At 56.1% G+C, this 25,640-nt stretch carries 24 protein-coding genes; 18 read left to right on the top strand and 6 right to left on the bottom strand.

Annotated features, from left to right (window positions below; genetic code table 11):
- Positions 1-4: 4 nt before the first annotated feature.
- The 5 genes from J2I48_RS10110 (at position 5) to J2I48_RS10090 (ending at position 4,740) form a co-directional block, all read left to right on the top strand.
- Complete coding sequence (locus tag J2I48_RS10110; RefSeq protein ID WP_207335312.1) at positions 5-856, top strand: aldo/keto reductase; 852 nt, start codon at positions 5-7, stop codon at positions 854-856.
- 47 nt (positions 857-903) lie between these two features.
- A complete protein-coding gene (locus tag J2I48_RS10105) occupies positions 904-1,392 on the top strand; it encodes a nuclear transport factor 2 family protein (RefSeq protein ID WP_207335311.1) in 489 nt (162 codons plus the stop codon).
- A 32-nt stretch (positions 1,393-1,424) separates the two neighbouring features.
- The gene (locus tag J2I48_RS10100; protein WP_207335310.1) at positions 1,425-1,871 is read left to right on the top strand and encodes a nuclear transport factor 2 family protein; all 447 of its coding nucleotides are present in this window, start codon (positions 1,425-1,427) and stop codon (positions 1,869-1,871) included.
- 159 nt (positions 1,872-2,030) lie between these two features.
- Positions 2,031-2,486, top strand: coding sequence for a (2Fe-2S)-binding protein (locus J2I48_RS10095; protein ID WP_207335309.1), 456 nt, complete (start codon positions 2,031-2,033; stop codon positions 2,484-2,486).
- A gap of 1 nt (position 2,487) precedes the next feature.
- The gene (locus tag J2I48_RS10090; RefSeq protein ID WP_207335308.1) at positions 2,488-4,740 is read left to right on the top strand and encodes a xanthine dehydrogenase family protein molybdopterin-binding subunit; all 2,253 of its coding nucleotides are present in this window, start codon (positions 2,488-2,490) and stop codon (positions 4,738-4,740) included.
- Between the two features lie 161 nt (positions 4,741-4,901).
- Here J2I48_RS10090 and J2I48_RS10085 read toward each other — a convergent pair whose 3' ends face one another.
- Complete coding sequence (locus J2I48_RS10085; protein WP_207335307.1) at positions 4,902-5,819, bottom strand: helix-turn-helix domain-containing protein; 918 nt, start codon at positions 5,817-5,819, stop codon at positions 4,902-4,904.
- Positions 5,820-5,835: 16 nt separating this feature from the next.
- The gene (locus J2I48_RS10080; protein ID WP_207335306.1) at positions 5,836-6,696 is read right to left on the bottom strand and encodes an SDR family oxidoreductase; all 861 of its coding nucleotides are present in this window, start codon (positions 6,694-6,696) and stop codon (positions 5,836-5,838) included.
- Positions 6,697-7,000: 304 nt separating this feature from the next.
- Between J2I48_RS10080 and J2I48_RS10075 the strand changes: the two genes are divergently transcribed.
- Together J2I48_RS10075 and J2I48_RS28235 are read left to right on the top strand one after the other, a co-directional pair.
- On the top strand, positions 7,001-7,987 hold the full coding sequence (locus tag J2I48_RS10075) for an aldo/keto reductase (RefSeq protein ID WP_207335305.1): 987 nt from the start codon (positions 7,001-7,003) through the stop codon (positions 7,985-7,987).
- Between the two features lie 42 nt (positions 7,988-8,029).
- Positions 8,030-9,181 carry a carboxymuconolactone decarboxylase family protein gene (locus tag J2I48_RS28235; protein WP_229376053.1) on the top strand — a complete coding sequence of 384 codons (1,152 nt, stop codon included), beginning with the start codon at positions 8,030-8,032 and terminating at the stop codon, positions 9,179-9,181.
- 374 nt (positions 9,182-9,555) lie between these two features.
- On the opposite strand, the gene J2I48_RS10065 is transcribed toward J2I48_RS28235, so the two are convergent.
- Complete coding sequence (locus J2I48_RS10065) at positions 9,556-11,214, bottom strand: carboxylesterase/lipase family protein (protein ID WP_207335304.1); 1,659 nt, start codon at positions 11,212-11,214, stop codon at positions 9,556-9,558.
- Positions 11,215-11,287: 73 nt separating this feature from the next.
- On the opposite strand from J2I48_RS10065, the gene J2I48_RS10060 reads away from it, so the two are divergent.
- The gene (locus J2I48_RS10060) at positions 11,288-12,136 is read left to right on the top strand and encodes a ThuA domain-containing protein (protein WP_207335303.1); all 849 of its coding nucleotides are present in this window, start codon (positions 11,288-11,290) and stop codon (positions 12,134-12,136) included.
- A gap of 17 nt (positions 12,137-12,153) precedes the next feature.
- On the opposite strand, the gene J2I48_RS10055 is transcribed toward J2I48_RS10060, so the two are convergent.
- Complete coding sequence (locus tag J2I48_RS10055) at positions 12,154-14,190, bottom strand: tetratricopeptide repeat-containing sensor histidine kinase (protein ID WP_207335302.1); 2,037 nt, start codon at positions 14,188-14,190, stop codon at positions 12,154-12,156.
- 3 nt (positions 14,191-14,193) lie between these two features.
- Positions 14,194-14,913, bottom strand: a complete 720-nt coding sequence (locus tag J2I48_RS10050; RefSeq protein WP_207335301.1) for a LytR/AlgR family response regulator transcription factor — start codon at positions 14,911-14,913, stop codon at positions 14,194-14,196.
- 161 nt (positions 14,914-15,074) lie between these two features.
- Between J2I48_RS10050 and J2I48_RS10045 the strand changes: the two genes are divergently transcribed.
- Together J2I48_RS10045 and J2I48_RS10040 are read left to right on the top strand one after the other, a co-directional pair.
- Positions 15,075-15,953, top strand: coding sequence for an SGNH/GDSL hydrolase family protein (locus tag J2I48_RS10045; RefSeq protein WP_207335300.1), 879 nt, complete (start codon positions 15,075-15,077; stop codon positions 15,951-15,953).
- 138 nt (positions 15,954-16,091) lie between these two features.
- Positions 16,092-16,544, top strand: coding sequence for a lipocalin-like domain-containing protein (locus J2I48_RS10040; protein WP_207335299.1), 453 nt, complete (start codon positions 16,092-16,094; stop codon positions 16,542-16,544).
- A gap of 80 nt (positions 16,545-16,624) precedes the next feature.
- On the opposite strand, the gene J2I48_RS10035 is transcribed toward J2I48_RS10040, so the two are convergent.
- Positions 16,625-17,518, bottom strand: a complete 894-nt coding sequence (locus J2I48_RS10035; RefSeq protein ID WP_207335298.1) for a helix-turn-helix domain-containing protein — start codon at positions 17,516-17,518, stop codon at positions 16,625-16,627.
- Between the two features lie 182 nt (positions 17,519-17,700).
- Here J2I48_RS10035 and J2I48_RS10030 point away from each other — a divergent pair, with 182 nt between their 5' ends.
- The 8 genes from J2I48_RS10030 (at position 17,701) to hemH (ending at position 25,448) form a co-directional block, all read left to right on the top strand.
- Entirely contained in the window at positions 17,701-18,636 is a 936-nt protein-coding gene (locus J2I48_RS10030) for an alpha/beta hydrolase (RefSeq protein ID WP_207335297.1), read from the top strand.
- A 44-nt stretch (positions 18,637-18,680) separates the two neighbouring features.
- Entirely contained in the window at positions 18,681-19,991 is a 1,311-nt protein-coding gene (locus J2I48_RS10025; protein WP_207335296.1) for an MFS transporter, read from the top strand.
- Positions 19,988-20,962 (top strand): VOC family protein, encoded by a 975-nt coding sequence (locus J2I48_RS10020; RefSeq protein WP_229376045.1) that lies wholly within the window; start codon positions 19,988-19,990, stop codon positions 20,960-20,962. Before J2I48_RS10025 ends, J2I48_RS10020 begins: the two co-directional genes overlap by 4 nt.
- A 91-nt stretch (positions 20,963-21,053) precedes the next feature.
- The gene (locus J2I48_RS10015) at positions 21,054-21,767 is read left to right on the top strand and encodes a PIG-L deacetylase family protein (RefSeq protein ID WP_207335295.1); all 714 of its coding nucleotides are present in this window, start codon (positions 21,054-21,056) and stop codon (positions 21,765-21,767) included.
- 61 nt (positions 21,768-21,828) lie between these two features.
- Complete coding sequence (locus J2I48_RS10010) at positions 21,829-22,425, top strand: 4-carboxy-4-hydroxy-2-oxoadipate aldolase/oxaloacetate decarboxylase (protein WP_207335294.1); 597 nt, start codon at positions 21,829-21,831, stop codon at positions 22,423-22,425.
- Positions 22,426-22,463: 38 nt separating this feature from the next.
- Positions 22,464-23,246: an NAD(P)-dependent oxidoreductase gene (locus tag J2I48_RS10005; RefSeq protein ID WP_207335293.1), complete on the top strand. Its 783-nt coding sequence runs from the start codon at positions 22,464-22,466 to the stop codon at positions 23,244-23,246.
- Positions 23,246-24,343, top strand: a complete 1,098-nt coding sequence (locus J2I48_RS10000) for a 4-oxalomesaconate tautomerase (RefSeq protein WP_207335292.1) — start codon at positions 23,246-23,248, stop codon at positions 24,341-24,343. Before J2I48_RS10005 ends, J2I48_RS10000 begins: the two co-directional genes overlap by 1 nt.
- Before the next feature lie 31 nt (positions 24,344-24,374).
- Entirely contained in the window at positions 24,375-25,448 is a 1,074-nt protein-coding gene (gene hemH / locus J2I48_RS09995) for a ferrochelatase (RefSeq protein WP_207335291.1), read from the top strand.
- Positions 25,449-25,640 lie beyond the last annotated feature (192 nt).

Raw genomic sequence — 25,640 nt, 5'->3', positions numbered from 1 at the left:
GCCCATGCAACACGTAACCTTGAACAACGGCGTGACCATGCCCATCCTGGGCTTTGGGGTCTTTCAGGTGCCTGACCTGGCCGAATGTGAACGCAGCGTACTGGATGCCATCGACGTAGGCTATCGGCTGATCGACACGGCGGCGGCATACAGAAACGAAGAAGCCGTTGGGCAGGCCATCAAAAAATGTGGTGTCCCCAGAGAAGATCTGTTTATCACCACCAAACTCTGGATTCAGTCAGACGGGTATGAGGGAGCAAAAAAGGCGTTCGACAGTTCGCTCAACAAACTGGGACTGGATTACGTAGACCTGTACCTGATTCACCAGCCCTTCGGCGATGTGTATGGCGAATGGCGGGCCATGCAGGAAATCTATAAAGAGGGCCGGGCGCGGGCCATTGGCGTGAGCAATTTCCACCCCGACCGACTGATCGATCTGATTATCCACAACGAAATCGTTCCGGCGGTGAACCAGATCGAAACGCACCCGTTTCACCAACAGGTTGCTAGTCAGCAGTTTATGGTGGAGCAAAAGGTGCAGATCGAATCGTGGGGGCCGTTTGCGGAAGGTAAAAACGACATTTTCCAGAACGAACTACTGCGTTCCATCGGCGCGAAATACAACAAATCGGTTGCCCAGGTTATTCTGCGCTGGCTGACACAGCGCGGTGTGGTGGCCATCCCGAAATCGGTTCGGAAGGAGCGCATGGCCGAGAATTTCAACAGCCTCGATTTTGAGTTAACGGCCGACGATATGGAGGCCATCAAAACGCTGAATACCAACGCCAGCCTCTTCTTCGACCACCGCGACCCGGCGATGGCGAAATGGCTGGGCGAACGAAAAATAACCGATTAAGGCACGTTAACCAGATACCCAATCACCATAAACTTCTAATAATCAGCATGAAATCAACCATTCTTGGCCTGTGTTTTTTCATCATGGGTGCCTCATCGGCCATTGCCCAATCTAACCCGACTAGTGCCTCAGCAGCCACTCCGCCTACCAAGGCTGAACAGGAAATCATTGACCTCTCGAAGCAAAAGTGGCAATGGATGGCCGACAAGAACGTAGACAAACTGGCCACCCTCTTCGACAACAAGTCGAAATTTGTCCATATGAGTGGCACCTGGAAAAAGGACGAAGAACTCGATATCATCAAGACTGGCAGTATCTGGTACAAGCAGGCGGATGTACACGATGTAGCGGTAGAGCTTTTCGACGACAATACGGCCATTATCTGGAGCCGGATTACGCTGGTGGCCATGGTTCGGGGTACCGAGGCAAAGACCGAGTTTACGGTTACTGAGGTCTACAAAAAACAGGCGAAGGCCTGGAAAATCTTAGCCCTGACCTTCAGCAGTGTGCGCGACACCCACGTAATCAAGCATTAACACAACTATTGCTAACCCTTTATCAATCAAATATGAAAGCATCAATTTTCGGCCTGTGTTTCTTCATCATAGGCGCATTATCGGCCTCTGCGCAAACCAAGGCAGAGCAGGACGTCATCAACCTCTCAAAGGAAAAATGGCAATGGATGGCCGACAAGAACGTGGACAAGCTCGCTACGCTCTTCGATGCCAAGTCGATGTTTGTTCACATGGGCGGCTCGTGGGGCAAAGAGCAGGAGCTGAACGTCATCAAAAGCGGAAATATCTGGTACAAAAAAGCAGAGGTATATTCGGCCACGGTGAACATGATTGGCAACACGGCTATCCTCTTAAATGACATCGACCTGGTGGCTGTAGTGGGTGGCAACGAAGTGGTCAACCCGTTTATGGTGACGGAGGTATACGTCAACGAAAACGGCAAGTGGACGATGGGGTCGCTCACGTTCTCGAAGCTTATGCGGCCCGTTAAGCTGAAATAGGCCGCTACCCTACCACCTGGTTAGTAGCTTTTCCGCCAGTATGTTGTCAGCACCCGTCTATTACCCGTTTGAAATCCATACAAGATTATTTGTTTTTCGTAACGCGCAGGTTATCAGTACGAATATCTTTGTAGACGCACAAAAGACGTTTCTTCGCCGATGGCAACCATAACCTTCACACTCAACGGGAAACGCAAAACCCTCAGCGTTGACCCCCAAATGCCCCTGCTGTGGGCACTCCGCGACACCATGGGCCTTAAAGGCACCAAATATGGCTGCGGCATTGCCCAGTGCGGCGCCTGCACGGTACACGTCAATGGCGTAGCAACGCGCTCGTGCCAACTGCCTATGTCGGCGGTGGCGAGTCAGCAGATCACGACCATCGAAGGGCTATCGGTCACCGGCGACCACCCTGTGCAGAAAGCGTGGCTGGAACACGACGTAGCCCAGTGCGGCTACTGCCAGTCGGGGCAGATCATGAGCGCGGCGAGCCTGCTCAAGACCACGCCTAACCCAACCGCCGCCGACATTGACGGGGCCATGAGCGGCAACATCTGCCGGTGCGGCACCTATACGCGTATCAAAGCAGCCATCCACTCAGCCGCGAAAAAATAAGATGAAGACCACGAAGACCAATCTAAACCGGCGTTCGTTTCTGAAGGCCTCGGTGCTCAGCGGCGGAGGTATGCTGCTCAGTGTCAGCTGGTTCACTACCGCGCAAGGTGCCGATAAGCTACCGGCAGAGGCACTGCCCCTCCCGTGGGTCGAACTTAATGGCTATATCCAGATTACGCCCGACAATGTCATCAAGCTGATGTGCCCGAATCCTGAGTTTGGGCAGAACGTGATGACCTCCCTACCCATGATTCTGGCCGAAGAACTGGATGCCGACTGGAAAAACGTAGTGGTCGACATGGCCGCGCACGACGGCGTAAAGTACGGGTTCCAGTTTACGGGGGGCAGTCAGTCGGTGCGGGCCTACTGGAAACCCCTCCGGCAGGCGGGTGCTTCGGCCCGGCACATGCTCCGCGAAGCCGCCGCCCAGGCCTGGGGTGTTCCCGTCGAAGAGGTCACCACGAAAGCAGGTACGCTAAGCCACGCCAGCGGTAAATCGGCTACCTATGGTGAGATGGCGTCTAAGGCCGCTACCATAACAGTACCCAAAACGGCGAAACTCAAAACCCCGGCCGACTTTTCGGTGGTTCGACACTCTAAGAAAAACGTAGAAGGCAAAAAGGTTGTAACGGGCAAACCGCTTTTCGGCATCGATTACGAGCAGCCGGGGATGTTGCTGGCCATGGTGCAGCACCCGCCCGCCTTTGGCATGAAACTCAAATCGTTCGATGCCAGCCAGGCCTTGAAAATGCCGGGTATCAACGCCATTTTTTCGTTTAAAGTGTTTGAAGACGGCTCTGAACGGGGCATGTTTGAAACCCGCACGTTCAACGAACTGGTGGCCATTGTGGGCAACAGCACCTGGGAGGTGATGAACGCCCGCAAGAAGCTGAAAGTGAACTGGGAACCCGCGCCTGACTTTAAGGAAGTGCTCAACATGCGGGGCAACAAACGCGAAGAGTTTACACCCGGTGGCCTAGAGAGCACGGCTGCTCAGTTTGCCAAAATGGACGAGCGCGCCAAACAACCAGCCACCGTGCTCCGCAAAGACGGCGACCCCGAAACGGCGTTCAAAAACGCAGCGCAGGTGCTGGAACGTACCTACACGGCTCCGTTTCTGGCCCACAACACCATGGAGCCGATGAACTGCTTTGCCCACGTCACGGCCGACAAAGCCTTGTTTGTGGGGCCGCTACAGGCACCGGGACTGGCCGAAGAAACGCTGGCAAACCGGTTTGGCCTGCCCAAAGACAAAGTAGAGATCCAGATGACCCGCATGGGCGGCGGCTTCGGGCGGCGGGCCTACCCGCATTATATGGTCGAGGCGGGCGTGATTTCGCGGCAGGTTAAGGCACCCGTTAAGCTGGTCTACACCCGCGAAGACGACATGACCTACGGCATCTACCGGCCCATGTATACGGCCACCTACCGGGCTGCCCTGGATGCCGACAAAAACCTGATTGGCTTCCACGTGAAAGGGGGTGGAATTCCCGAACACCCGGTGCATGCCCACCGCTTCCCGGCGGGGGCCGTGGCCAATTACCTGGCCGAGGGCTGGGAGATTCCGTCGAATATCACGATTGGTGCCTTCCGCGCGCCGCGTTCCAACTTTAACGCCGCCGCCGAGCAGTCGTTTCTTGACGAACTGGCCGAGTTGATGGGCAAAGACCCCTTCGACCTCCGGCTCGATCTGCTAAAACAGGCCAAAGCAAACCCTGTTGGTAAGTTCAACGACTACGACGCCGACCGCTACGCCGGGGTACTGACCCTGCTGCGCGAAAAATCGGGCTGGGACAAACCCGAAAACAAGGCCAAAAACCGGGGCGTGGCGGCGTATTTCTGCCACAACTCATACGCCGGCCACGTGGTGGAAATGACCCTGCGTAATGGACAACCTTACGTGCAGAAAACCTACAGCGCCATAGACTGCGGGGTGGTGGTCAACCCAGATGCCGCCCGCAACATGGTAGAAGGTGCCGTGGTCGATGGCATTGGCAATGCCCTGTATGGTGGCCTGGTGCAAAAAGAAGGTGTGCCTGAGCAAACCAACTTCGACCGGTACCGGATGATTCGGCACAACGAAGCACCCCAACATATTGAGGTTCATTTTGTGCAAAACGACATTGACCCCACGGGTCTTGGCGAGCCGCCCTTCCCACCGGTGTTTGGGGCCGTAGCCAACGCGCTATACAAAACCACCGGCAAACGGTCATACAATCAGCCGTTTGGGCGTGAGATTGACAAGCGAATTTGAACGCAGGCGGCTAGCCCCACTGATTATCCATCCAGAAACCCGTCAGAAGTCCGTTTTCAGGTCTTTCGGCGGGTTTCGTTTCTACTCACTGATCCGAAAACACAGGGCGTTGATCAAACTGACCACCTAGTTCAGTATACGCACTAAACCAGCCGCCCTATTTAGTTGAACGACTGCCGGAAGGCCAATGGCGACAGGTTAGTTTTGGTTTTGAACAACCGGTTGAACGACTGCGGATGCTCGAACCCCAGCGCGTAGGCGATTTCGCCTACGGTCAGCTCTGTCGTAGATAGCTTCTCTTTGGCCTTCTCAATCAGCTTGTCGTGGATATGCTGCTGCGTACTCTGGCCTGTTAGCACGGTCAGCAGGCTGCTCAGATAGTTTGGCGACACGTTGAGGGCATCAGCCACGTATTGAACTGTAGGCAAGCCGTTTTTTGCTAACGTATCACGCTCGAAACATACTCTCAAAACAGCTTCTAACTGACTCAAAATCTGATGGTTGGTAATTTTGCGCGTGATAAACTGCCGGTGGTAAAACCGTTCGGCATAGGTCAGTAGTAACGCCAACTGCGTCACCATCACGCCCTGACTGAACTGGTCGATGTTGGCGCGATACTCCCCCTCAATGTTTCGCAAAATACCTGTAACGGTGGCTTCTTCTTTTTCAGATAGATGCAGGGCTTCATGAACTTCGTAACTGAAGAATTCGTACTGCCGGATGGTTTTGGCCAGCGGGGTATTCCACAGAAAATCGGGGTGGACAATAAGCAGCCATCCCGAGTGCCGGATCGTCTCGTCGGTTTCGACGGAAAATACCTGACCAGGTGATATAAAGACCATCACGCCCTCATCGAAGTCGTATTCCTGCTGACCGTATCGCAGCTTGCCGTTGAAATCCCGCTTCAGGGCAATGGAATAAAAGTCATGCACCAGGCTACCCGGCCGTTCGCCACCCGCTACCCGTCGCATGTCGTCAAACCGGACCAGGCTGATCAGCGGATGCTCTGGCCTGGGTAGCCCCACCAGTTGGTGGTACTCGGCAATGGTCCTGATTTTATAGGGTTGCGTCTGTTTCATGGGCAGCGTCAGCGCGTTACAGCGTGTATAAAGTGGGTAAACCGTCGCGGAGTGAGGCGGGTTTGCGGCCGAGCCATGTTTCCAGGTCGGTGCTCACGGGTGCCTCCTGCCCATGTTTGATGTCGGTCATAAACCCGATGGTCCGTTGAATGGCGGTATCGGGCACTCCACGCCCCTTCATTCGTTCGGCCATAACAGTTGGGTCGATATTGGTATAGGTTACGGGCTTCCCGGATAGTTCGGTCAGCGCAGCCGCCACATCATCAAATGAGTAGGCGTCGCTGCCCGTGAAATTATAGATTCTGTTCGCACCATCATCCGCCATCAGCACGTTGGCTATGGCTTCGCCCTGTTCACGGCGGAGTGCAAAAGCCACCCGACCCTGCCCCGCCGGCAGGGCAATGCCCGTCTCGAAAACGGCTGGCCCCGTGAAGACAGGGAGTGTGTCCATATATAGGCTATTTCGAAGTAGTGCGTAGGTCAGCCCACTGGCTTTAATGTAATCTTCTGTCTCAAAATGTCTCATCATGAGTTGGTTAACCAGCGTGTCGGGGTCTTTCAGCGAACGGCTGGTGTAGGCCATATAGCCAACGCCCGCTTTTTTGGCGGCATCGACCACGTTCTGGTGCTGTTGCAGTCCATTGGGCGCGTCGCCACCAGCAATCAGCAGTACCTTGTCGACACCCTGCATAGCCCGGTCAAGGGCCTCCGTGTTGTTATAATCGCCCACCCGGATGTTCACTCCCTGCTGCTCCAAGCGGTCGGCTTTGGTTTCGTTCCGTACCAGGGCCACAACCTCATTGGCCGGGGTTTTTGTCAATAAAGTCTGGATAACGGAGGTGCCTAAGTGGCCGGTAGCGCCTGTAATTAGAATCATAACGTGATCGGTTTGTTTACGAACACAAAGTTCATTGCTATAAAGCAGCCGGTTGTAGCCGAATCTACGAACGTTGTAGCCGAAAAAGACCAGCTTACGTATGGGCTTTCCCAGCTCACCTATGCCACTATGGCCTAACTCAGTGGCACCCTGCCTGATTCTGTTTTATCAACTGGGAGGAGGATTCTGGAGACAATAACCTGTTTGATTTTCGTAAGCTATTGATTGGTTTTCATTGGCCCCGGCATAGATAATCCCGTAGGTTTGTATCGTTGTCAAAGGGCTTAACCAACTGAATACAAGTATGCAAACGCGCACATTAGGAAACAGTAACCTAAAGGTGTCGGCCATTGGGCTGGGCTGTATGGGTATGAGCTTCGGCTACGGCCCACCTGCTGATAGGGGAGAGATGATTGCCCTAATGCGAGCTGCCGTAGAGCAGGGCATCACCTTCTTCGACACCGCCGAAGTCTACGGCCCCTTTACCAACGAAGACCTGGTGGGTGAGGCGCTGGAGCCGTTTAAAGGGCAGGTAGTCATTGCCACCAAATTCGGCTTCAACATCCAGGACGGGAAAATGGCCGGGGTAAACAGCCGTCCGGAGAACATCCGCAAGGTGGCCGAAGCCTCCATGAAGCGCTTGCGCGTAGACGTGATCGACCTGCTCTATCAGCACCGCGTGGACCCAAACGTGCCCATCGAAGACGTGGCCGGCACTGTGCGTGACCTGATTCAGGAAGGTAAAGTAAAGCACTTTGGCCTCTCGGAAGCAGGCGCGCAGACCATTCGTCGTGCCCATGCCGTACAGCCCGTTACGGCCCTGCAAAGCGAGTACTCACTCTGGACCCGGCAGCACGAACGCGAGATCATTCCGACCATCGACGAACTAGGCATTGGTCTGGTGGCCTACAGCCCGCTGGGTAAGGGTTTTCTGACCGGCAAAATGGATGAAACAGCCTCGTTTGCCGAAGGCGATATCCGGAACATCCTGCCCCGCTTTACCGAAGAAGCCCGCAAGGCGAATCAGGCCCTGATTGACCTGATTAACACATTTGCGGTTGTCCACAACGCCACCCCCGCCCAAATCGCCCTGGCCTGGGTGCTGGCTCAGAAGCCTTGGATCGTGCCCATTCCCGGCACAACGAAGCTGCACCGCCTGACGGAAAATAACGGGGCCGCCGCCATTCAGCTCACAGCCGACGAGCTTCAGGAAATTGAAACCGCTTCGGTGCAGATCGAGGTGGTGGGTACGCGCTACCCCGAGCAGATGGAGAAATCGACGGGTCTGTAAGCTGCCTCCTTCACGCTGATTCACCACCAGACCCACCGCACGATGCCACCAATAGCCGTGTCTACCGTAATGGCCATGCTTGCTTTGGTACTGAATGTCAGCAGGCTAAACGCGCAAGGCAACCCCGACCAACCCGCTCTTTCGCCCCGGCAGCAGCAGATTGTGGTTATCTCGGCCCTAACTGCCAAAGGCGATCTGCAACGCCTGCCAGCAGCTTTGGCTAGGGGGCTGGAGGCAGGTCTGACTGTGAGCGAAATCCGGGAAGTACTGGTGCATTTGTATGCCTACTGTGGTTTTCCCCGCAGTATCAGGGGCCTGCAAACGTTTATGGCCACGCTGGATGAACGAAAGAAACGGGGCGTTACCGATGTCGCGGGCAACGAAGCAACGGCCACGACCAGTGGCGAGAGCAAATACGAACGGGGCAAAAAAACGCTGGAAACGCTTACCGGCCAGCCACAAACCGGCCCCGCCAGGGGGTATGCGGCCTTTAGCCCCGAAATAGACGTGTTTTTGAAAGAACACCTGTTTGCCGATATTTTCGGGCGCGACGTGCTGAGCTATGCCGACCGGGAGTTGACAACCATTGCGGTGCTCAGTAGCTTGGGCGGGGTAGAACCCATGATGCAGTCGCACATGGGCATTGGGCTGCGGGTGGGCCTTACGGCACCTCAACTCATGCAGGCTCTTGACCTGATCGAGGTAAACGTGGGCAAAGCCGAGGCCACAGCCGGGCGGGCAGTGCTGGCGGTGGTTCGTGGGGGCGTAACTGCCGCCATCAGCCCAACTGCGCCGGCCAAGCCCGATACACTCGATAGAGGCGAGCGATTACCGGCCACCCATTTCACCGGAGCCGCCTGGGTGCGTATGCTCGTCCCAGCCGACAGTGCCTTCAACGTGCCGGTTGGGCAGGTCACGTTTGAACCGGGTGCCCGAACGTACTGGCATACCCACGCGGGCGGACAGGTGCTGCTGGCTACCGATGGCGTTGGCTATTATCAGGAAAAGGGCAAACCGGTTCAGGTACTCCGAAAGGGCGATGCCGTTAAGTGTCCGCCCAATGTGCCGCACTGGCATGGTGCCTCGCCACAGAGCGGTTTTACGCAGGTGGCTATAACGCCCAATACCGCAACCGGACGAACAACCTGGCTACAACAGGTAACCGAAGCCGAATACAACAACCTGAAAGAATAAACTGGCTACCCAGCTCCATTCTGAAAGTATGTAGAGGTACTACCGGCTACGTTTCCATCTGGTGTAGCTACTCATCCCATTGGGATTTAATAGCATAGCTTTGGTAGCTGTAGGGTTGGGGTTTCCTACTCCCGCGTGCCGTAGGTACACTACTACACGTGCGCGGTCGTCGCGTACCTACGGCACGCAGGCGCAATTCGAGGCCATTTTTCTACCGACGCTACGCCATGATGTCCCGATGGGACAAGCAGCTACACCAGATGGAAACGCGCCATGTAATTCACCCGGTTAGTCTTTAGTCAGAGCATCCTAGCCAGACAGCTAAGAGCAAATAACTTTACTAACTGACTATAATATTTCGTCAACAAACCCCTCTACACCAACGCTTTGCGTGCCTCGCGGTCGGGGTCGTTGGCCAGGGCGGGGAGGTCGTCGAGGATCATGGTTTCGCCGTGCTGGACGGTGTAGGGTTTCCAGGTGGGTAAACCGCCGCCGTTGGGGTTGCCGGTTTTCATGAAATTCAGGAACGACCGCGCCATTTTCTCCGAGAGGGTACGGGGCCGTTTGCCGCCGCCCGTGTGGGTCAGCATGAGGTCGGTGTTGTAAAACCAGAAGCAGATATCGTCGCAGTGGAAAGCGCGCATACGGCCGTCGAATAGGGGCGGTTGCCAGCCAAACCAGGCCACGTAAACGGGCGCTTTCTGGCCCGTCACCTTCGCGTCGGCGGTGGCGATGGCGTTCTTGCGGTTCGAGACAATCAGCGACCATAGCTCAATGGGACGGGCCTTCGGGAAGTTTTTGGCGTAGGCATCTACGATTTCACCCGCCTTGTCGCCGAAACGGGGTTTGACTTTCTCCTTGACCTCGTCGAGCGTGATGGTCTCTAGTTTGGCGTCGGTCCGGCTGGGGCTTTGCTCGTGGAAGGTAGAGCAAATCAGCAGCGGAATAGTGGCCGAGAAATGGTTGGGATCGGTGAAGAAAGTGCCCTCGGCCAGGTACGTTCCGTCGGCCACGGGGGCGTACCCGCCGCGCTGAATGTTGAGGCGTTTGGCTTCGTCGGTCATTTTGTCCACGGCCCGGTTGGCAATGTCGATGTACTCACGCCACGGAATCTGCTGGAGCTTATCCACCTCGCCGGGTTTTAAACCTGCTTCTTCCATCACTTTCAGGCCCAGCTTTTCGGCGTATTCTTTGTTAGTTCCCGCCAGCGAACTGCCGCTCAGCGCTACGGCCTTATGAAACAGCCCTTTCGCAGCGGGCATGTTCATCAGCGTGGTCACCTTGGCCCCACCACCCGACTGCCCAATGATGGTCACGTTGGCCGGGTCGCCGCCGAAATTGGCAATGTTGGCGTTGACCCATTCCAGCGCCGCCACCATGTCCAGATTACCCACGTTACCAGAGGCCGCACTACTACCCGCCGCTTTCAGGTTGGTGTAGCCCAGCGCACCCAGCCGGTGATTGAGCGAACAGAACACCACGTTCCCCAGCCGGGCCAGGTTTTCGCCATGATAGCCGTCCTGTTCAATGCCGTTGCCATTCACAAACCCGCCCCCGTGCAGCCACACTACGACGGGGCGTTTTTGACCGTCCAGCGCCGGTGTCCAGACGTTAAGTTTCAGGCAGTCTTCCGACACGTCGTCGTAGTTCCAGTGGTCAACAAACGAGGCGTAAGTATTGGCGTAGCGCTTGTCCATGATCTGGGGCGCTGAGTTTCCCCACCACAGCGCGGGCCGGACGTCGGTCCACGAAGCTGGTTTTTGGGGCGGCATAAACCGGTTCTTCCCCGACGTATCGGCACCGTAGGGAATGCCCAGAAACTGATGGATGCCCCGCAAAATGCATCCCCGCACCTTGCCATATTCGGTGCTGGCAATGGCAATGGTATCGCCTACAAACAGCACCTGATCGTCGGCAGAGGGTTTTAAGTTTTTGGGCGGTTTTGTACCGGTGGCCGTGGCCTGCTGGGCGATGCTCAGGCTGGCAGCACCCACACCCAGCGATTGTATGAAATTGCGTCTCGACGGTTTCATGATTGAACGGTTAAGTGAAGGGTAGAAAAAAGAGGAAGCGTCTTACTCGTTTAATTTAACCTACCGTACCAACATGAAACGAATTGCTAAAGTCATTGGCTGGACCCTGCTGGGCCTTATCCTGCTGGTTGTGGCAGCAGGCGGTTTATTTATCTACAAAGTCCAGAACGGCTTTCCGGTATCCTATGAAACCGAAAAACCCGTTATTACCTTCCCACCAAACCAACCGGCTATCCTGGTTTTCTCGAAAACAACCGCCTTCCGGCATGGCGAATCGATTGAGGCGTCGTTACCCGTTTTTTCGGCGATGGCCCGGCAATATGGCTGGTTTGTGTATGAAACAGAGGACGGAGGTGTTTTTAACCCAGAGCAACTGACTCATTTCAAGGCCGTTATCTTCAACAATTCGACTGGTCCGGTGCTCAATGAGGCCCAGCAGCAGACCCTGAGCCAGTACGTAGAAGCGGGTGGCGCGTTGCTGGGTATTCACGGTGCCGGCGACGGGTCGCACCATTGGCCGTGGTACGAGCAGCACTTGCTGGGCACTCGTTTTTCCCACCACCCGCTCAGTCCCCAGTTTCAGCAGGCCGATGTACACGTGGAAACCGCCGTTGACTCGACCCTGACCCGTCAGTTGCCTGCTTCCTGGGGGCATACCGACGAGTGGTACGTTTTCCAGGGACAGCCCAAGGACGTTCAGATCGTGTCGTATATAGACGGTACCCATATTGTTCCCAATGGCAATATCCTCTGGGTGAAGGACAAAAACTTTGGCATGGGCAAGTACCACCCCGTAGCCTGGTGCCGGTCGGTGGGCAAAGGCAAAACGTTCTATACCTCCATGGGCCATGCCAAAGACGCCTGGCAGGACCCGGCCTTCGTGCGGCTGCTGGAAAACGCCATCAACTGGACCCTGCATTAGCAGCCCCGTTGAATACATCATGAAAACGCCAGCCGGAATTCTGTACCAACCCCGGGCTGAGACTGAACGCTGATCTGACAGGAAATGGCGCGGGCCAAATCGCGAATCAGGTGCAGGCCCAGCCCGCTTTTGCCGCTGATGGCCGCGTCGTCGGTGTAGAGGGCTGTTAACTGACTGTGGGACATACCGGGGCCATTGTCGCTGATAGCCAGTATAATCTGACCCTTTTTGGAGTAAGCCTGCCAGTGAATTTGAGCATCACCGCCGGTGGGGTTGGGGGTGTCTTTGAGGGCGTTTATGGCGTTGCTGGTGAGGTTTTGCATGATCGTGCGGAGGTAGTCTTCGTCGGTCGCCACCAGTAAGCTATCCGGCGCGTCGAAGCTAAGCTGAACGTTCGCTACCCCCGCAAAAAGCCGTTGCAGGTAACCAAAGAGCGTTTCGACCGGAATTTGCTTTACGTCGGGTTTGAAATGCTGCATTTGCCCCTTGCTCCACAGAAGCATCGATTCCATGGTGTCGAGCAGCCCCTCGGCGGCTTCGGTGATGTTTCGCTCATGGCGGGCCACCTGATCGGGCGGGAGCAGGTCGGGGCTTTCGCGCTGAAGGTGCAGAAAACTAATCAGGTTGGCCACGGGGCCGCGCAGGTCGTGGCTCAGGATGGCAAAGAACCGGGCCTTCACCCGGTTGGCCTCGTCGAGTTCGCCATTGAGCCGGAGCAGCGTGGTGTTGGTGCGTTTGCGAGTGCGGTTTTGCCAGTAGAGCAACCCCCCAATCACCAGGAATAGCACCAAACCGCCAGTCAGGGCAAGTTGTTGGCGGTGTTGGTTGGCAATGGTTAGGCGGTTGATCTCCAGTTGCTTATCGCGCAGATCGATTTCTCGTTTTCCTTCCAGCCCGGCAATTTTGTTCTTGCTTTCCTGCGAATACAGCGAGTCCTGTACTGCCTGATAGGCGCGAAAGTTTTGGTAAGCCCCTTTGTAATTGCCCGTTAACGCCTGTAGCTCGGCCAGATTCCCCCGGAAATGGGCCTGATCGCCCACTTCGCCCTTGTCCGCACTGAGCCGGATAGCTTCGGTTAAGTAGTGTTCGGCCAATTGCAGCCGGGCGGTGCGGTCGGTGGGTTGAATGATGGTTGTGCTTGCGTTGGGATAACGAACCAGATCAAAATACGCCACGCCGAGGTTGGCCAGATTATTGACGGCATCGAGGTGGCGGGGGTTGATGGCATCCCAAAGACGTTTGGCGCGCAGGGCGTAGTCGATCTTTTTGTCGTAGTCGCGTTGCATGGCTACAGACAAATTGCCGTAGGTTCTGGCCAGACCGTCTTTGTTGTCTATTTGCTTATGGACGGCCAACGCCTGCAAGCCGTATTGTCTGGCTTTGGGCCAATTTTCCATCTGCGTGTACAAAGCGGCCATGCTCGTGAGCGAAGCGGCCAATTCACGCCGGGCGTTGATGTCATGATTGCGTTGTTGCTGGCGCAACGTCAACGCCCGTTGCCCAAATTGCAGCGCTTTCGGAACGTTTTTCTGAATCCGGTAGATCTCCGAAATATTGTCTAAACACAGCCCTATCAGGTAGTTATCGCCCGTTTTCTCGGCCTGTTTCAGGCCCTCAAAGTAGTAGCGCGTAGCTGCCGGATAATCAGAACGGATATTCTGTTCGGCTACGCCAAGATTGTTGGTCGTGCTGGCCAGGTTCCAGGTATCGTCCAGCGTTTTGTATATAGCAATGGCTTTCAGAAAGTAGTGGCGGCAGGAGTCGTAGTTGCCTTTGTCGCTGTAGGCCCGGCCAATGTATCCGTTGAACACCCCAATACCCCGTTGCCACTTCATGCGGGTGGTGTGTTGCAGGCCCAGTTGACTGTAGTGCAATGCCTGATCGACGTTTGTAAAAAAACACTCTTCGGCAATGACCCGGTATAATCGACCCTTCACGGTATCGGTAGCCGCTTTGGGAAGCTCAGCCACCAGCGAGTCGATGAGCGCGCGACCCTGCTTTTGGGCGAAGAGGGCAGATGGCAGGAGAAAGAAGAGGAGTACTATTCGGGGCATGCGTCAGCCGTTTTTCATGTCAATGTCACTTAACACAGCTTTGTAGCTTCGCCCAACGGGTAGCGTAAACTGTTGCGCCTGAACTTGTTGCGCGCTAACCCGGTCAATGTAATGGCGTTGCACCGCATAACTCCGATGAATCCGTACGAACGAACCAAACGGTTTGCGCTGCAACAGATTCCCGATAGACGACAACACCGTGTAGTGATGCGTCGCCGTGACGAGGCGCGTGTAGTCTTTTAGCCCTTCCAGATAGACAATCTCGTGCAGGTTCAGCTTGATTTGCTCGTGGCCATCTTTGATAAACACCGTATCGGTACCAAGGCTCAGGTCGAACAGCTGGGCTTTGCGGGTTAGCTCGAAAAAAGCGGCCACCCGGCTCATGGTGTGGGCAAAGCGGTCGCGCCGGAGGGGCTTCACCAGATAATCGAAGGCATCGACGGCGAAACTCTCGGCGGCATAGTCGGGGTAAGCGGTAATGAACACACAAACCGGCACCTGCATCAGGCTTGCCCGGAGTTCCAGCCCGTTCAGGCCCGGCATATCCACGTCGAGCAGCAGGACATCGACGGGCTGATTTTGCAGAACGGAAAGGGCTTCCGTAGCTGATTCAAACGCGCCCACCACGTTGAGCAATGGGTACTGCCGGGCATGAGCAAGGGCCGTGAGCCGATCAATCTCATTATCGTCAACAATAACGCAGGAATGGGCATTGTGCGGCATCACCTTACCAGATAGTCAGCAACCAAATATAGATGCTTTCAGGTGCAAATCAACCACTTGCTCAAATGAGCCGGTTGTTGGTCGATTCAAACGGTCGTTGGTCGATACGGGCTTGTGGCGACGGGGCAATCGGGGCAGTTTTGAGCCATCAACGCACGATCATGAACACGAAACCAACACTCCTGCTGCTGAGCTTTTTGCTGGCCTGTGGCACCGCCAAAACCCCCGAACCCGATCCTAACGCGGGCAATCCGACAACCCCCACCAACCCGGCTTCCGGCGGAACGGTCAGCCTGGGCAACGGTCAGCCGGGTGTGGTAGGCCTGTCGGGCATTAGCGCCTGGGATAACCTGTCGGCCACCGAAAAAGGCAGAGTAAAGGGCTGGAACAGCCTGTTTATTCATGCCTCGGTGGGGGGCGACCTCGAAGACGGCAGCTTGAACAACGGGGTCAAGTTTGAGTTTTACGACGGCGACAAACTCAACGACGGGCCAAACGGTGCCGACTGGAATTCGATCAACAATGGCATCAACATCTCGAACGGTGAACCCGACAAAAAGATGGCGGCTTTCAAACGGGAGGCTCTTCAACAAAAAGACAAACTCCAGATCGCCATTTTCAAATTTGGCTACGCCGACATCACCGATGCCAACGTGGAGCAGGTGAAAACGGCCTACAAACAGCTGATCGATGACCTGCGGGCGGGGGGCATCAAGCGGTTTGTGCATATCACCCCGCCCCTGATCTACATTGTCACGAAAGACGATGGCAATGCGGCTAAAATGAAAGTGGGTCAGTGGATGCGCGACACCTTCAAAGCGCAGGACGTGGTGTTCGATTTGCAGGAAATAGAATCCGACAACGGGGCCTGCAAACTTGGCTCAGTCTGGACCATCTGCGCTGCCTACCGCTCTACCGCCAGTTGCCCAAGCAAAGGGCAGGGCGTGGATGCGCCCGAAGGTCAGGGTCATCTCTGCGAGAAAGAAGCCACCCGTATGAGCAAGGCGTTTCTGTACAGCATCTACCAGGCCGGACGATAACGGGTTGCTTTGGTGAAAACGTCCGTTTCTTACCACCGACCAGACTCCACATCACAACACCTTTGTCTATGAGGTAGGCTACTCAGATGGAATAGACAATGACGCGAAACCCTTACGTCAATAAAACCCAGTTCCCACATGAAACGCACCCTGATTTGCCTGCTTTTTTCGCTGTTCCTAATAACTAACGTGCTGTCGCAGAGCGTGGTTGGTACCTGGAAACGCACGGCCATGTTGCTCACCGAAGCCAACGGCAACACCGACGACTCGATGCCCGACATGACCAAAGCCATGCCCTGTACCGCCCGGATTACTTACACGTTTCTGGCCGATGGCACCATGAGTACCAACGTACCCGACGATTGCGGAGTGATCAAAAAAGCGACCGATAAGATCAACAAAACGTCCCGGTGGGCGGTCAGCGGCAACAAACTGAAGGTCTGGGTGCTCGACAAAAGCCTGCCCGATTCAGAGCAGGTGCTGACCTTCAGTGGCAACACCATGACCTGGACGTTCGACTATGCGGCCAACCCCCAAATGCCCAACCCCACCAAGGCCAAACGGCTGGTAATTAATTATGTGCGCCTATAGCTTAGCGTGAATGGGTGCCCAGGCCATCTTCCTGATTCATTCTCTGGACCCTGCACTAGCAAATTTGCGACGCGCTAGTGTTACTCCGCCTGTTTCCCTTCCCGAAATTCGGTGGGCGACAGGCGGGTGTGTTTTTTAAAAAAACGGGCGAAATAGTTGGGATACTCGAAGTGCAGCAGGTAAGCTATTTCAGATACTGAATAGTTTGTGTAGGTCAGGTATTTGCGGGCTTCGCTGATGACGTGTTCCTGCACCAGCTGGCTAGCCGATTTGCCCGCCATAGCCTGACAGATACGGTTCAGGTGTACGGGGGTAATAGCCAGTTCGTCGGCCAGTTGCACAATGCTGTGGGTAGTGCCCACCTGCCGCACCCGCTGCTGAAACCGCCTGAAATATTGTGCTGGCAGGCTGTTGGCCGTGTGCTGAACGGTCTCCCCGTGCTGCCAGAGGCGGTAGAGTACCAGAAACAGCCGTTGAATGTCGAGGTGGAGCATTGTGCGCTTTTCGGGCTGATCGCCAAACAGTTCCTCGTCAATTTGGGCAAATAATTGTCCCACCACGGGGGCCAGATAAGGCTCGTCGAATGCCTGAATGCACTGCACCGCCCCCAGCATGGCCGACAGCGCCGAAGTAGCGGGAAAAAGCTGGTCGATAAGGGAGTCGGCCAGGGTCAGGATGCGGCCTTTGGCATCGGGCGTGTAGATGAACCCATGCAACAACGCAGGCGGAATCAGCAAGATCACTGGCCCCGTTAGCTGACGCTGTTGCGTGGCCTCTGAAAATTCGACACCACCCGTTTCGAGGAAAAAGACCTGGAACAAACGGGCATGTACGTGTGGCTGAATAACCCAGTCGAACGCCCGGCTGCGGGTTTCGAGCAGTTCAGAGAACAGGTATTCTCCCCCCGACGGGACATTGGCCTGCTGCGGCCCGGCCTCACCATACAGGCCGTCGAATTGCGTGATCCGTTTCATCGGTATAGGTGTAATGGGCAACGGCCACAAATCGAGCAGCCGATGTTCGATTTGTGGCCGTCAATCATCTTTTCGTTTCCTGCTTGTGATGACGAAATAAAGCAATTTTGATCGCTTAAATCAGTCAACCGTCAATCATGATCTCAACTCATCATTTCGTACTTGCTGCGGTAGTATGCCTTATGGCAGGTACTACTCAAGGTCAGCCAACCGGCAATGGGCCTGCGGGAGGCCCTCCGCCAGGTATCCGCCCCGGCGGGCCAATGCCCAGCGCCAATACGGCAGGCATCAATAACAAGACACTCGACGTGCCTTACGCTGCCACGTCGCCCGCTCAGAAGTTAGATATTTATCTACCCAACGAAGGCACAGGCCCGTTTCCGGTGATCGTTTCTATCCACGGCGGGGCGTTTAAAATGGGCGATAAAGGTGATTTTCAGGTCAACTCTGCCTTGCAGGGGTTAAAACGGGGCTATGCCGTAGTGAGCATCAACTACCGCCTAAGTGGAGAAGCTATTTTTCCGGCGCAGATTCAGGATGTCAAAGCGGCCATCCGGTTCCTTCGTGCCAACGCAAAAACCTATAAGCTCAACCCCGACAAACTAGCCACGTGGGGCGGGTCGGCGGGCGGGCACCTGTCGGCTATGGCAGGCACTACCGGCGACGTGACTGACTTTGACGATGCCTCTCTGGGCAACGTGACGCAGAGCAGCCGGGTGCAGGCGGTGGTTGACTGGTTCGGGCCGATTCAGTTCGATCAGATGGACCCGCAGTTTAAGGTCAGTGGCAAAGGCCGCACCGACCACGACGAGGCCAATTCGCCCGAATCGGAACTAGTGGGTAAGCAAATCACGAAAGCCCCTGAACTGGTGAAACGCGCCAGCCCGGCCACCTATATTTCTAAAGCCGACCCGCCGTTTCTGATTGAACACGGCACCAACGACCCCCTCGTGCCCACGCAGCAGTCTATTCTTTTTGCCGCCGAACTAGAGAAGCAACTGGGCAAAGACAAGGTAACCTACATACCCATCGACGGCGCGGGGCACGGTGGGCCTATGTTCGAGACACCAGCCAATCTGGACAGGGTGTTTGCCTTTCTGGATAAGTACCTGAAGTGAACTCCGGGCTTTGTTGGCCAACACCCCGTAACTCTTTCCGATTTATGTTAACCGCCCCTGCGCTTCAGGAAGCCCGCCCCATGTCGCGGCTTCAATACACGGCTATCTTCGTCTGTTTCCTGATGAACATGCTCGACGGCATGGACGTGATGGTGATCTCCTACACCGCCCCGGCTATTGCCAAAGACTGGGCGCGGCTGGGTATTTCGCTGGCCGCCACCAACCTGGGGCTGGTGTTTAGCATGGGACTGCTGGGCATGGCTATCGGGGCCATGTTTCTGGCCGCTCAGGCCGACGTGATTGGCCGCCGACGTATGATCTTGCTCTCGGCGGTACTCATGGGCAGTTGCGTGCTGGCAACTCAGTACGTGCAGTCGGTGCCTATGCTGGTGCTGGCCCGGTTCATCAGTGGGCTGGGCATTGGCAGTATGTTGGCCAGTACGGCTACCATGACGGCCGAATATGCCCCCGCCCGGACGAAGGATTTTTGGGTCAGTTTTGCCATGTCGGGTTATCCCATCGGGGCGGTGCTGTCAGGTATGGTGGCGGCTCGAATCATACCTGTCTACGGCTGGCAGAGCATGTTTCTTGCGGCCGGTGTGGCTACGCTACTCACGGTACCGCTCAGCTACTTTTTTCTGGCCGAATCGCTCGACTTCCTGTTAAAATCGCGTCCAAAAAACGCCCTTGTCCAGGCCAACCGGATCTTGCATAAGATGGGCGAGAAGCCACTGCCAGCCCTGCCAACCGTAGAAACCAGCGTGACGAAGGCGGCTGTTCGGGCGTTGTTTGTCGGCCACCGGCGCAGCGCCACGCTGTTGTTATGGGGTGCCTTGTTTATGTCGTTTGCCACCCTGTATTTCCTAACCATGTGGATTCCGAAACTGGCTTCCAACGCCGGTTTGGCCCTGAACCTGGCCATTTATGCCGGTACCGTCTTCAACTTGGGCGCATTTTTTGGCATCATCAGCCAGGGGTATCTGTCCGCTCAATTTGGCTTAAAACGGGTCATTAGCGGGTTTCTGGTTGCCACTGCCCTGCTTATGACTGGGTTTGGGTGGGTAAATGGGTCGGTGTGGGTGCTGGTATTCTTCGGGCTGATCGGCTTTGGAGTTCAGGGCGGCTTTGTAGGCATGTATTCGCTGGCCGCCCGGCTTTACCCCACGCGCATCAGGGCCACGGGCGTGGGCTGGGCAGTGGGGGCCGGGCGTATCGGTGCCGTAGTTGGCCCCCTGGTGGGGGGCCTGCTGATTGGGGCTGGTTGGCCCATGTCGGCCAGTTTCGTTGCTTTTGCCGTACCTGCTCTCATCGCAGCGCTCGTCACCCTCTTTATTCGTGTACCCGACCAATTATGATGAACGACCCAACGAGCGAACCCATTTGGGATCTGGCCCACCTGGCCCATGTGGAGTTGCTGACACCCAAACTGGACCAAAGTACCCGCTTTTTCACCGACATCATGGGCATGTCGATCACCGCCACGCAGGGTGATTCGGTCTACCTGCGGGCCTATGACGACTACGAACACCATACGCTGAAACTCACGGCCAGTTCGGAGGCCGGTATGCGGCACTACGCCTGGCGCACCCGCAGCCCACAAGCCCTTGCCCGACGTGTGGCGGCTATCGAGGCCACCGGCCTGGGCATTGGCTGGAACGGCGGCGACCTCGGCCACGGCCCCGCCTATGCGTTCCGGTCGCCCGATGGCCACCTGACAGAGCTTTACTTCGAGACCGAAAAGTACGCTTGCGGGCCACACGACCAGTCGGCGCTGAAAAACACGGCGAGCCGGTTTCCGGGGCGGGGTATCAACGTGCGGCGCATTGATCACCTCAACCTCTTTGCCGCCGACATCAGGGCCTTCCGCGATTTCCAGCTTAGCAATCTGGGCGGTATCCTGACCGAGACCATCGTAGACAATCTGGACGAACGGAACCCCCGTGCCGTGTGGTTTATGGTCAACTCCAAGTCGTATGACCTGGCCGTAACGCTCGATTACCTGGGTGCAAGAGGGCGTTTTCACCACCTCACCTACGCCGTTAACAGCCGCGAAGAGGTGCTCATTGCCGCCGACATTTGCCTTGAAAATGGTATTCAGATCGAAACGGGACCACACAAGCATGCCATTCAGCAAACGTTTTTCCTCTACGTCTACGAACCCGGCGGCAACCGCATTGAAGTAGCCAACACCACCGCCCGCCTCATCACCGACCCCGATTACCAAACCGTTTTCTGGACTCTGGAGGAACGCAAAAAAGGCCAGGCCTGGGGCCTTCCCACCATCCCCAGCTTTCATACCCAAGGCACACCAATGGTGAAAGAGTGAAAGTTCCTGATGCAAACGAATGCTGGCATAAGCAACTTTCCGCTCTTTCACCATTCGCTCTTTCCCTCTTTCACCATTCACTCTTTCACTCATGAAACTCCTTGTTATCGGTGCCCATAGTGGCGATTTTGTTTGGCGGGCGGCAGGAACCATCGCCAAAGCCCTGGAAGACGGGGCCGAAACGTTGGTGGTTGCCCTATCCTACGGTGAACGCGGCGAGTCGGGGGAACTCTGGAAAGAAGACCCCAACCGCAGCGTCGAGAGCGTGAAAGTGATCCGCCATGCGCAGGCGCAACAGGCCGCCGACATCATTGGGGCGCCCATCCGGTTTCTGGATTGGGGCGACTACCCCATGCTGTTGTCCGACGAGCGGATTGAACAACTCACCCACCTCATCGGCGATTTCGAACCGACGGTGATCCTGACCCACAGCAAGGAAGACCCCTTCAATCCCGACCATCCACTGGCGTTTCAGGCGGTGCAGCGGGCGCGGCTGCTGGCGTCGGGGGCGGGTGTGCCGAGTGCGTTTAAACAGATTGACCCGCCAGCCTGGTATGCGTTCGAACCGCACCAGCCCGAACTGTCGGGGTTTGTGCCCGATACGTTCGTGGATATTACGTCGGTGATGGAGAAAAAGCGGGCGGCTATGGCCTGCATGGGTGCGCAAACGTACCTGCGCGACTATTACGCCGAACTCGCCAGTCGCCGGGCTAACCATGCCCGCCGCATTTCGGGCCAAAAGCAGGTATTGTTTGCCGAAAGCTTTCAAAGCCAGGTGCCAAGAGTAACAGACACTATTTTTTAGTCATTGGTCATTTCGCTGCGCCCGCACAGGGCGCAGCGAAATGACCAATGACCAATCACCAATGACAAACGTCCTTTCTCAATTCTCGACCGCAACCCTTCATGAAGCCCTTGGGCGGATTGGTAATTTACCGTCAGTGATCAAGCCGATCTCGCCAGGCATGAGACTTTGTGGTCCGGCCTACACGGTACAGACCATGCCCCGCGACAATAAAATTCTGCACCGTGCCTACGCCAACGCGAAAGCCGGTGATGTGCTAGTGGCCAGTTGTTCAGGCTTTTACGAATCCGGTTACTGGGGCGACCTTATGAGCCTGGGTGCCCAGACAAGAGGCCTGGCCGGGCTGGTGATTGACGGTTGCGTGCGCGACGCTGATGACATCGAGGCCATGGGGTTTCCGGTGTTCAGCCGGGGGTTGTGCATCCGGGGAACCACCAGTTTTGAAGATGGTACCCTGAATCAACCCATCGTCATCGGCGGGGTTATTATCTACCCCGGCGACATTATTGTGGGCGACCGCGACGGCATAATGGTCGTGCCACAGGCCCGCATTCAGGAGGCCATAGAGAAAGCCACCGCCCGCGAAGCCCGCGAAGAAGCCATCCGCCAACAACTCCGCCAGGGAAAAACCTCCGTCGAGATATATGGGTGGGAGTAGACATAATTCGCTCATTCACTCAATCACTCACTGAAATTATGCAGATAGCCATCTTAGGCCTGGGTGAAGCAGGCAGCCACTTCGCCAATGATCTGGTCGATTTAGGTGTAACCGTAACGGGTTATGATCCAGCCTGGACTGGCCCGGCATTGAAACGGGCGCTGCATCCTTCGGTACGGCAGGCGGCAAGCAATGCCGAGGCAGCGCAGGGGGCCGATATTATCTTCAGTGTGAACCTCTCGGCAGTGGCCGAAACGGTAGCCGCTGAGGTATTGCCCGTACTAAAGCCGGGGCAACTTTACGCCGAAATGAACACCGCCTCGCCGGGCACCAAGCAAGCCGTTGCCGCCCTCATCGAGCCATCGGGTGCGTTGGCAGTCGACGTGGCCATTATGGCCCCCGTCCCCCCCAAAGGCATCCTGACACCCTTGCTGATATCGGGTCCGGGGGCAGCTTTGTTTGCCGAAAAATTTTGTCCGTTAGGCCTGATTATCAGCGTAGTAACTGGCACAATGGGCGATGCCGCCACGCGAAAATTGCTGCGTTCCATCGTCTACAAGGGCCTTGCTGCCGTCATTGGCGAGGCCATAACAGCAGGGCGTTCGTTCGGGCTGGAACCTTATATCCGTGAGCAGATCGGCACGTTGATTGGAGGCAACGACGCGCTGATCGACCGGTTTCTAGAAGGCAGCAAAACCCACGCCCTCCGCCGTAGCCACGAGTTGGAAGCCGTCGTAGCTATGTTGACCGCCCAAGACGTCGACCCCATTATGTCGGCGGCTACGCTCACGAGTTTACAAAACCTGATCGACCCATCGTAATGCCACAAATCGCCATTCCTTACATGCACTTTCGGGGCGGCTCGTCTAAGGGGTTGTTTTTCAACGCCCACGACCTGCCTACCAACTCAATCGAGCGTGACCGGCTGTTGCTGGCCGCCATGGAAGGCGTGGGCATGGGCGATCCACGCCAGATCGACGGGCTGGGGGGGGCTACTTCATTGACCAGCAAAATAGCCGTGGTTAGTCTGTCTGACCACCCCGCCGCCGATCTCGACTATTTGTTTCTCCAGGTCGTTTTGGGAAAAGGGCGGGTGTCGGCCGGGCAAAACTGTGGCAATATGCTGGCGGCGGTGTTACCGTTTGCCATCGAATCGGGGTTGTTTCCGGCGGATAACCCCATCACCACCGCCCGCATTCATATGGTCAACACGGGCGGAATCTGCGAGGTAACGGTACAAACGCCGGGCGGATACGTGGCGTATGCAGGGAACGCAGGCGTGGGCGAGGCCAAAGTAGATGGCGTACCAGGAACAGCCGCCCCCATCCTCTGCAACTACCTCGACATTGCCGGGTCGAGTTGCGGGGCTTTGTTGCCCACCGGCCACGTGCGCGACGTGGTAGATAGCCTGGCCGTAACCTGCATTGACAACGGTATGCCCGAAGTGATTATCCGTGCCACCGACCTGGGGCTGACGGGCTATGAATCTCCGGGACAACTTGAAGCGAATGAGGTACTTAAGCAGCGTCTCGAACGTGTTCGGCTGGCCATTGGCCCACTGATGAACCTGGGCGATGTGGCCAACAAAACCGTGCCCAAGCTGTGTCTCATTGCCGCGCCCCGGCAGGGGGGCATGGTCAGTACCCGCACCTTCATTCCGTATACAGTACACGAAGCCATTGGCGTATTGGGTGCCGTTTCAACCGCCACGGCCTGCCTCCTGCCTGGTTCTGTAGCCGAGGGCGTGGCTGTTTTGCCTGCCAGCCCGGCAGCAGGCTACTCTGTTGAGCACCCATCGGGCGAGTTTACGGTGCAACTCGATGTCACAACCCAAAACGGAACAATGCAGGTTGGCAAATCGGGCGTGATCCGAACGGCGCGGCTGCTGAGCCGGGGAGAGGTGCTGGTGCCGCAGTAAACCGATTTTGGCCAAATTGGGTTATTCACCTATGGAAGCCACTGCTTTACAATCTCCCATGTCAACGGCCAACGGGTCGGGGCAAAAATCGCTCGGAAAAACCGGCGTACTCCTGGTTAACCTCGGCACGCCCGACAGCCCGGCCGTGCCCGACGTGCGCAAATACCTCCGCGAATTTCTGATGGATGGCCGCGTCATCGACGTGCCCTACGCCGTGCGGACCGTGCTCGTGAATGGCATTATCGCCCCGTTTCGCGCGCCCAAATCGGCCAAGATCTACAAAGAACTCTGGGACGAACAGGGGTCACCGCTGAAATATTACGGCTACAAAGTAGAGAAACTGGTGCAGGCCGAACTCGGCGACGATTACGTGGTGAAACTGGCCATGCGCTACCAAAGCCCCAGTATCGACACGGCCCTGGATGCGTTTCAGAAACTGGCCCTGACCGACATTGTGGTGCTGCCGTTTTTCCCGCAGTACGCTTCGGCCAGCACCGGTTCGGTGTATGAAAAAGTGATGGATATCCTGAAAACGTGGCAGGTAATTCCGAAGGTGCGGTTTGTGAATCGGTTTTTAGAGCACCCCAAGTTCATCGAGGGGTTTGCGCAGAATGCCCGCAACTACATGGCTACCCACGAGTTCGACCACTTTCTATTCAGCTACCACGGCCTGCCCGAACGCCAGATCCGCAAGGGCGACGTGAGCAAGGCGGTGTGCAAATTTGGGGCGTGCTGCGAATCATTACGTGCTGATAATCAGTATTGTTACCGCGCTCAGTGCTTTGAAACTACCCGCCTGCTGGTGAAAGCGCTGAACATTCCCGAAGGCAAATACACCACCAGTTTCCAGTCGCGGCTGGGCAACGACCCCTGGATTAAGCCCTACACCGACGACATCATTAAGGAGATGCCGGGCAAAGGCATCAAGAGTGTACTGGCCTTTTCGCCCGCCTTCGTAGCCGATTGCCTGGAAACCACCATTGAAGTAGGCGAGGAGTACAAAGAGATCTTTGAAGAAGCCGGCGGCACCCACTGGCAACTCGTCGAAAGCCTCAACGACAGCCCGCTCTGGATTGAGACCGTGGTTGATTTGGTGAAGGGCTAGAAATGTACAATGTATAATGAACAATGTACAATGGGCCGGGCGGCGGACCGCTTATGCGAGCACACCCATGCGTCAGCCCATTGTACATTGTTCATTATACATTGTACATTTCTCCCCCCGTTCATCCAATTTCTATACCCCTCTTTCCTGCGTCGGTATACCTTGTGCTATTGATTGGATCATACCCCACTT

The sequence above is a fragment of the Fibrella aquatilis genome, assembly GCF_017353255.1.
GTDB lineage: Bacteria > Bacteroidota > Bacteroidia > Cytophagales > Spirosomataceae > Fibrella > Fibrella aquatilis.
The sequence above is the reverse complement of the archived record's forward strand: the minus strand, read 5'-3'. Positions and strand labels throughout refer to the sequence as shown.

Bases quoted from the DNA above. Each gene is read 5' to 3' on its own strand.
- J2I48_RS10110 (WP_207335312.1), top strand. From the start codon at position 5: ATGCAACACGTAACCTTGAACAACGGCGTGACCATGCCCATCCTGGGC.
- J2I48_RS10105 (WP_207335311.1), top strand. From the start codon at position 904: ATGAAATCAACCATTCTTGGCCTGTGTTTTTTCATCATGGGTGCCTCA.
- J2I48_RS10100 (WP_207335310.1), top strand. From the start codon at position 1,425: ATGAAAGCATCAATTTTCGGCCTGTGTTTCTTCATCATAGGCGCATTA.
- J2I48_RS10095 (WP_207335309.1), top strand. From the start codon at position 2,031: ATGGCAACCATAACCTTCACACTCAACGGGAAACGCAAAACCCTCAGC.
- J2I48_RS10090 (WP_207335308.1), top strand. From the start codon at position 2,488: ATGAAGACCACGAAGACCAATCTAAACCGGCGTTCGTTTCTGAAGGCC.
- J2I48_RS10085 (WP_207335307.1), bottom strand. From the start codon at position 5,819: ATGAAACAGACGCAACCCTATAAAATCAGGACCATTGCCGAGTACCAC.
- J2I48_RS10080 (WP_207335306.1), bottom strand. From the start codon at position 6,696: ATGATTCTAATTACAGGCGCTACCGGCCACTTAGGCACCTCCGTTATC.
- J2I48_RS10075 (WP_207335305.1), top strand. From the start codon at position 7,001: ATGCAAACGCGCACATTAGGAAACAGTAACCTAAAGGTGTCGGCCATT.
- J2I48_RS28235 (WP_229376053.1), top strand. From the start codon at position 8,030: ATGCCACCAATAGCCGTGTCTACCGTAATGGCCATGCTTGCTTTGGTA.
- J2I48_RS10065 (WP_207335304.1), bottom strand. From the start codon at position 11,214: ATGAAACCGTCGAGACGCAATTTCATACAATCGCTGGGTGTGGGTGCT.
- J2I48_RS10060 (WP_207335303.1), top strand. From the start codon at position 11,288: ATGAAACGAATTGCTAAAGTCATTGGCTGGACCCTGCTGGGCCTTATC.
- J2I48_RS10055 (WP_207335302.1), bottom strand. From the start codon at position 14,190: ATGCCCCGAATAGTACTCCTCTTCTTTCTCCTGCCATCTGCCCTCTTC.
- J2I48_RS10050 (WP_207335301.1), bottom strand. From the start codon at position 14,913: ATGCCGCACAATGCCCATTCCTGCGTTATTGTTGACGATAATGAGATT.
- J2I48_RS10045 (WP_207335300.1), top strand. From the start codon at position 15,075: ATGAACACGAAACCAACACTCCTGCTGCTGAGCTTTTTGCTGGCCTGT.
- J2I48_RS10040 (WP_207335299.1), top strand. From the start codon at position 16,092: ATGAAACGCACCCTGATTTGCCTGCTTTTTTCGCTGTTCCTAATAACT.
- J2I48_RS10035 (WP_207335298.1), bottom strand. From the start codon at position 17,518: ATGAAACGGATCACGCAATTCGACGGCCTGTATGGTGAGGCCGGGCCG.
- J2I48_RS10030 (WP_207335297.1), top strand. From the start codon at position 17,701: ATGGCAGGTACTACTCAAGGTCAGCCAACCGGCAATGGGCCTGCGGGA.
- J2I48_RS10025 (WP_207335296.1), top strand. From the start codon at position 18,681: ATGTTAACCGCCCCTGCGCTTCAGGAAGCCCGCCCCATGTCGCGGCTT.
- J2I48_RS10020 (WP_229376045.1), top strand. From the start codon at position 19,988: ATGATGAACGACCCAACGAGCGAACCCATTTGGGATCTGGCCCACCTG.
- J2I48_RS10015 (WP_207335295.1), top strand. From the start codon at position 21,054: ATGAAACTCCTTGTTATCGGTGCCCATAGTGGCGATTTTGTTTGGCGG.
- J2I48_RS10010 (WP_207335294.1), top strand. From the start codon at position 21,829: ATGACAAACGTCCTTTCTCAATTCTCGACCGCAACCCTTCATGAAGCC.
- J2I48_RS10005 (WP_207335293.1), top strand. From the start codon at position 22,464: ATGCAGATAGCCATCTTAGGCCTGGGTGAAGCAGGCAGCCACTTCGCC.
- J2I48_RS10000 (WP_207335292.1), top strand. From the start codon at position 23,246: ATGCCACAAATCGCCATTCCTTACATGCACTTTCGGGGCGGCTCGTCT.
- hemH (WP_207335291.1), top strand. From the start codon at position 24,375: ATGGAAGCCACTGCTTTACAATCTCCCATGTCAACGGCCAACGGGTCG.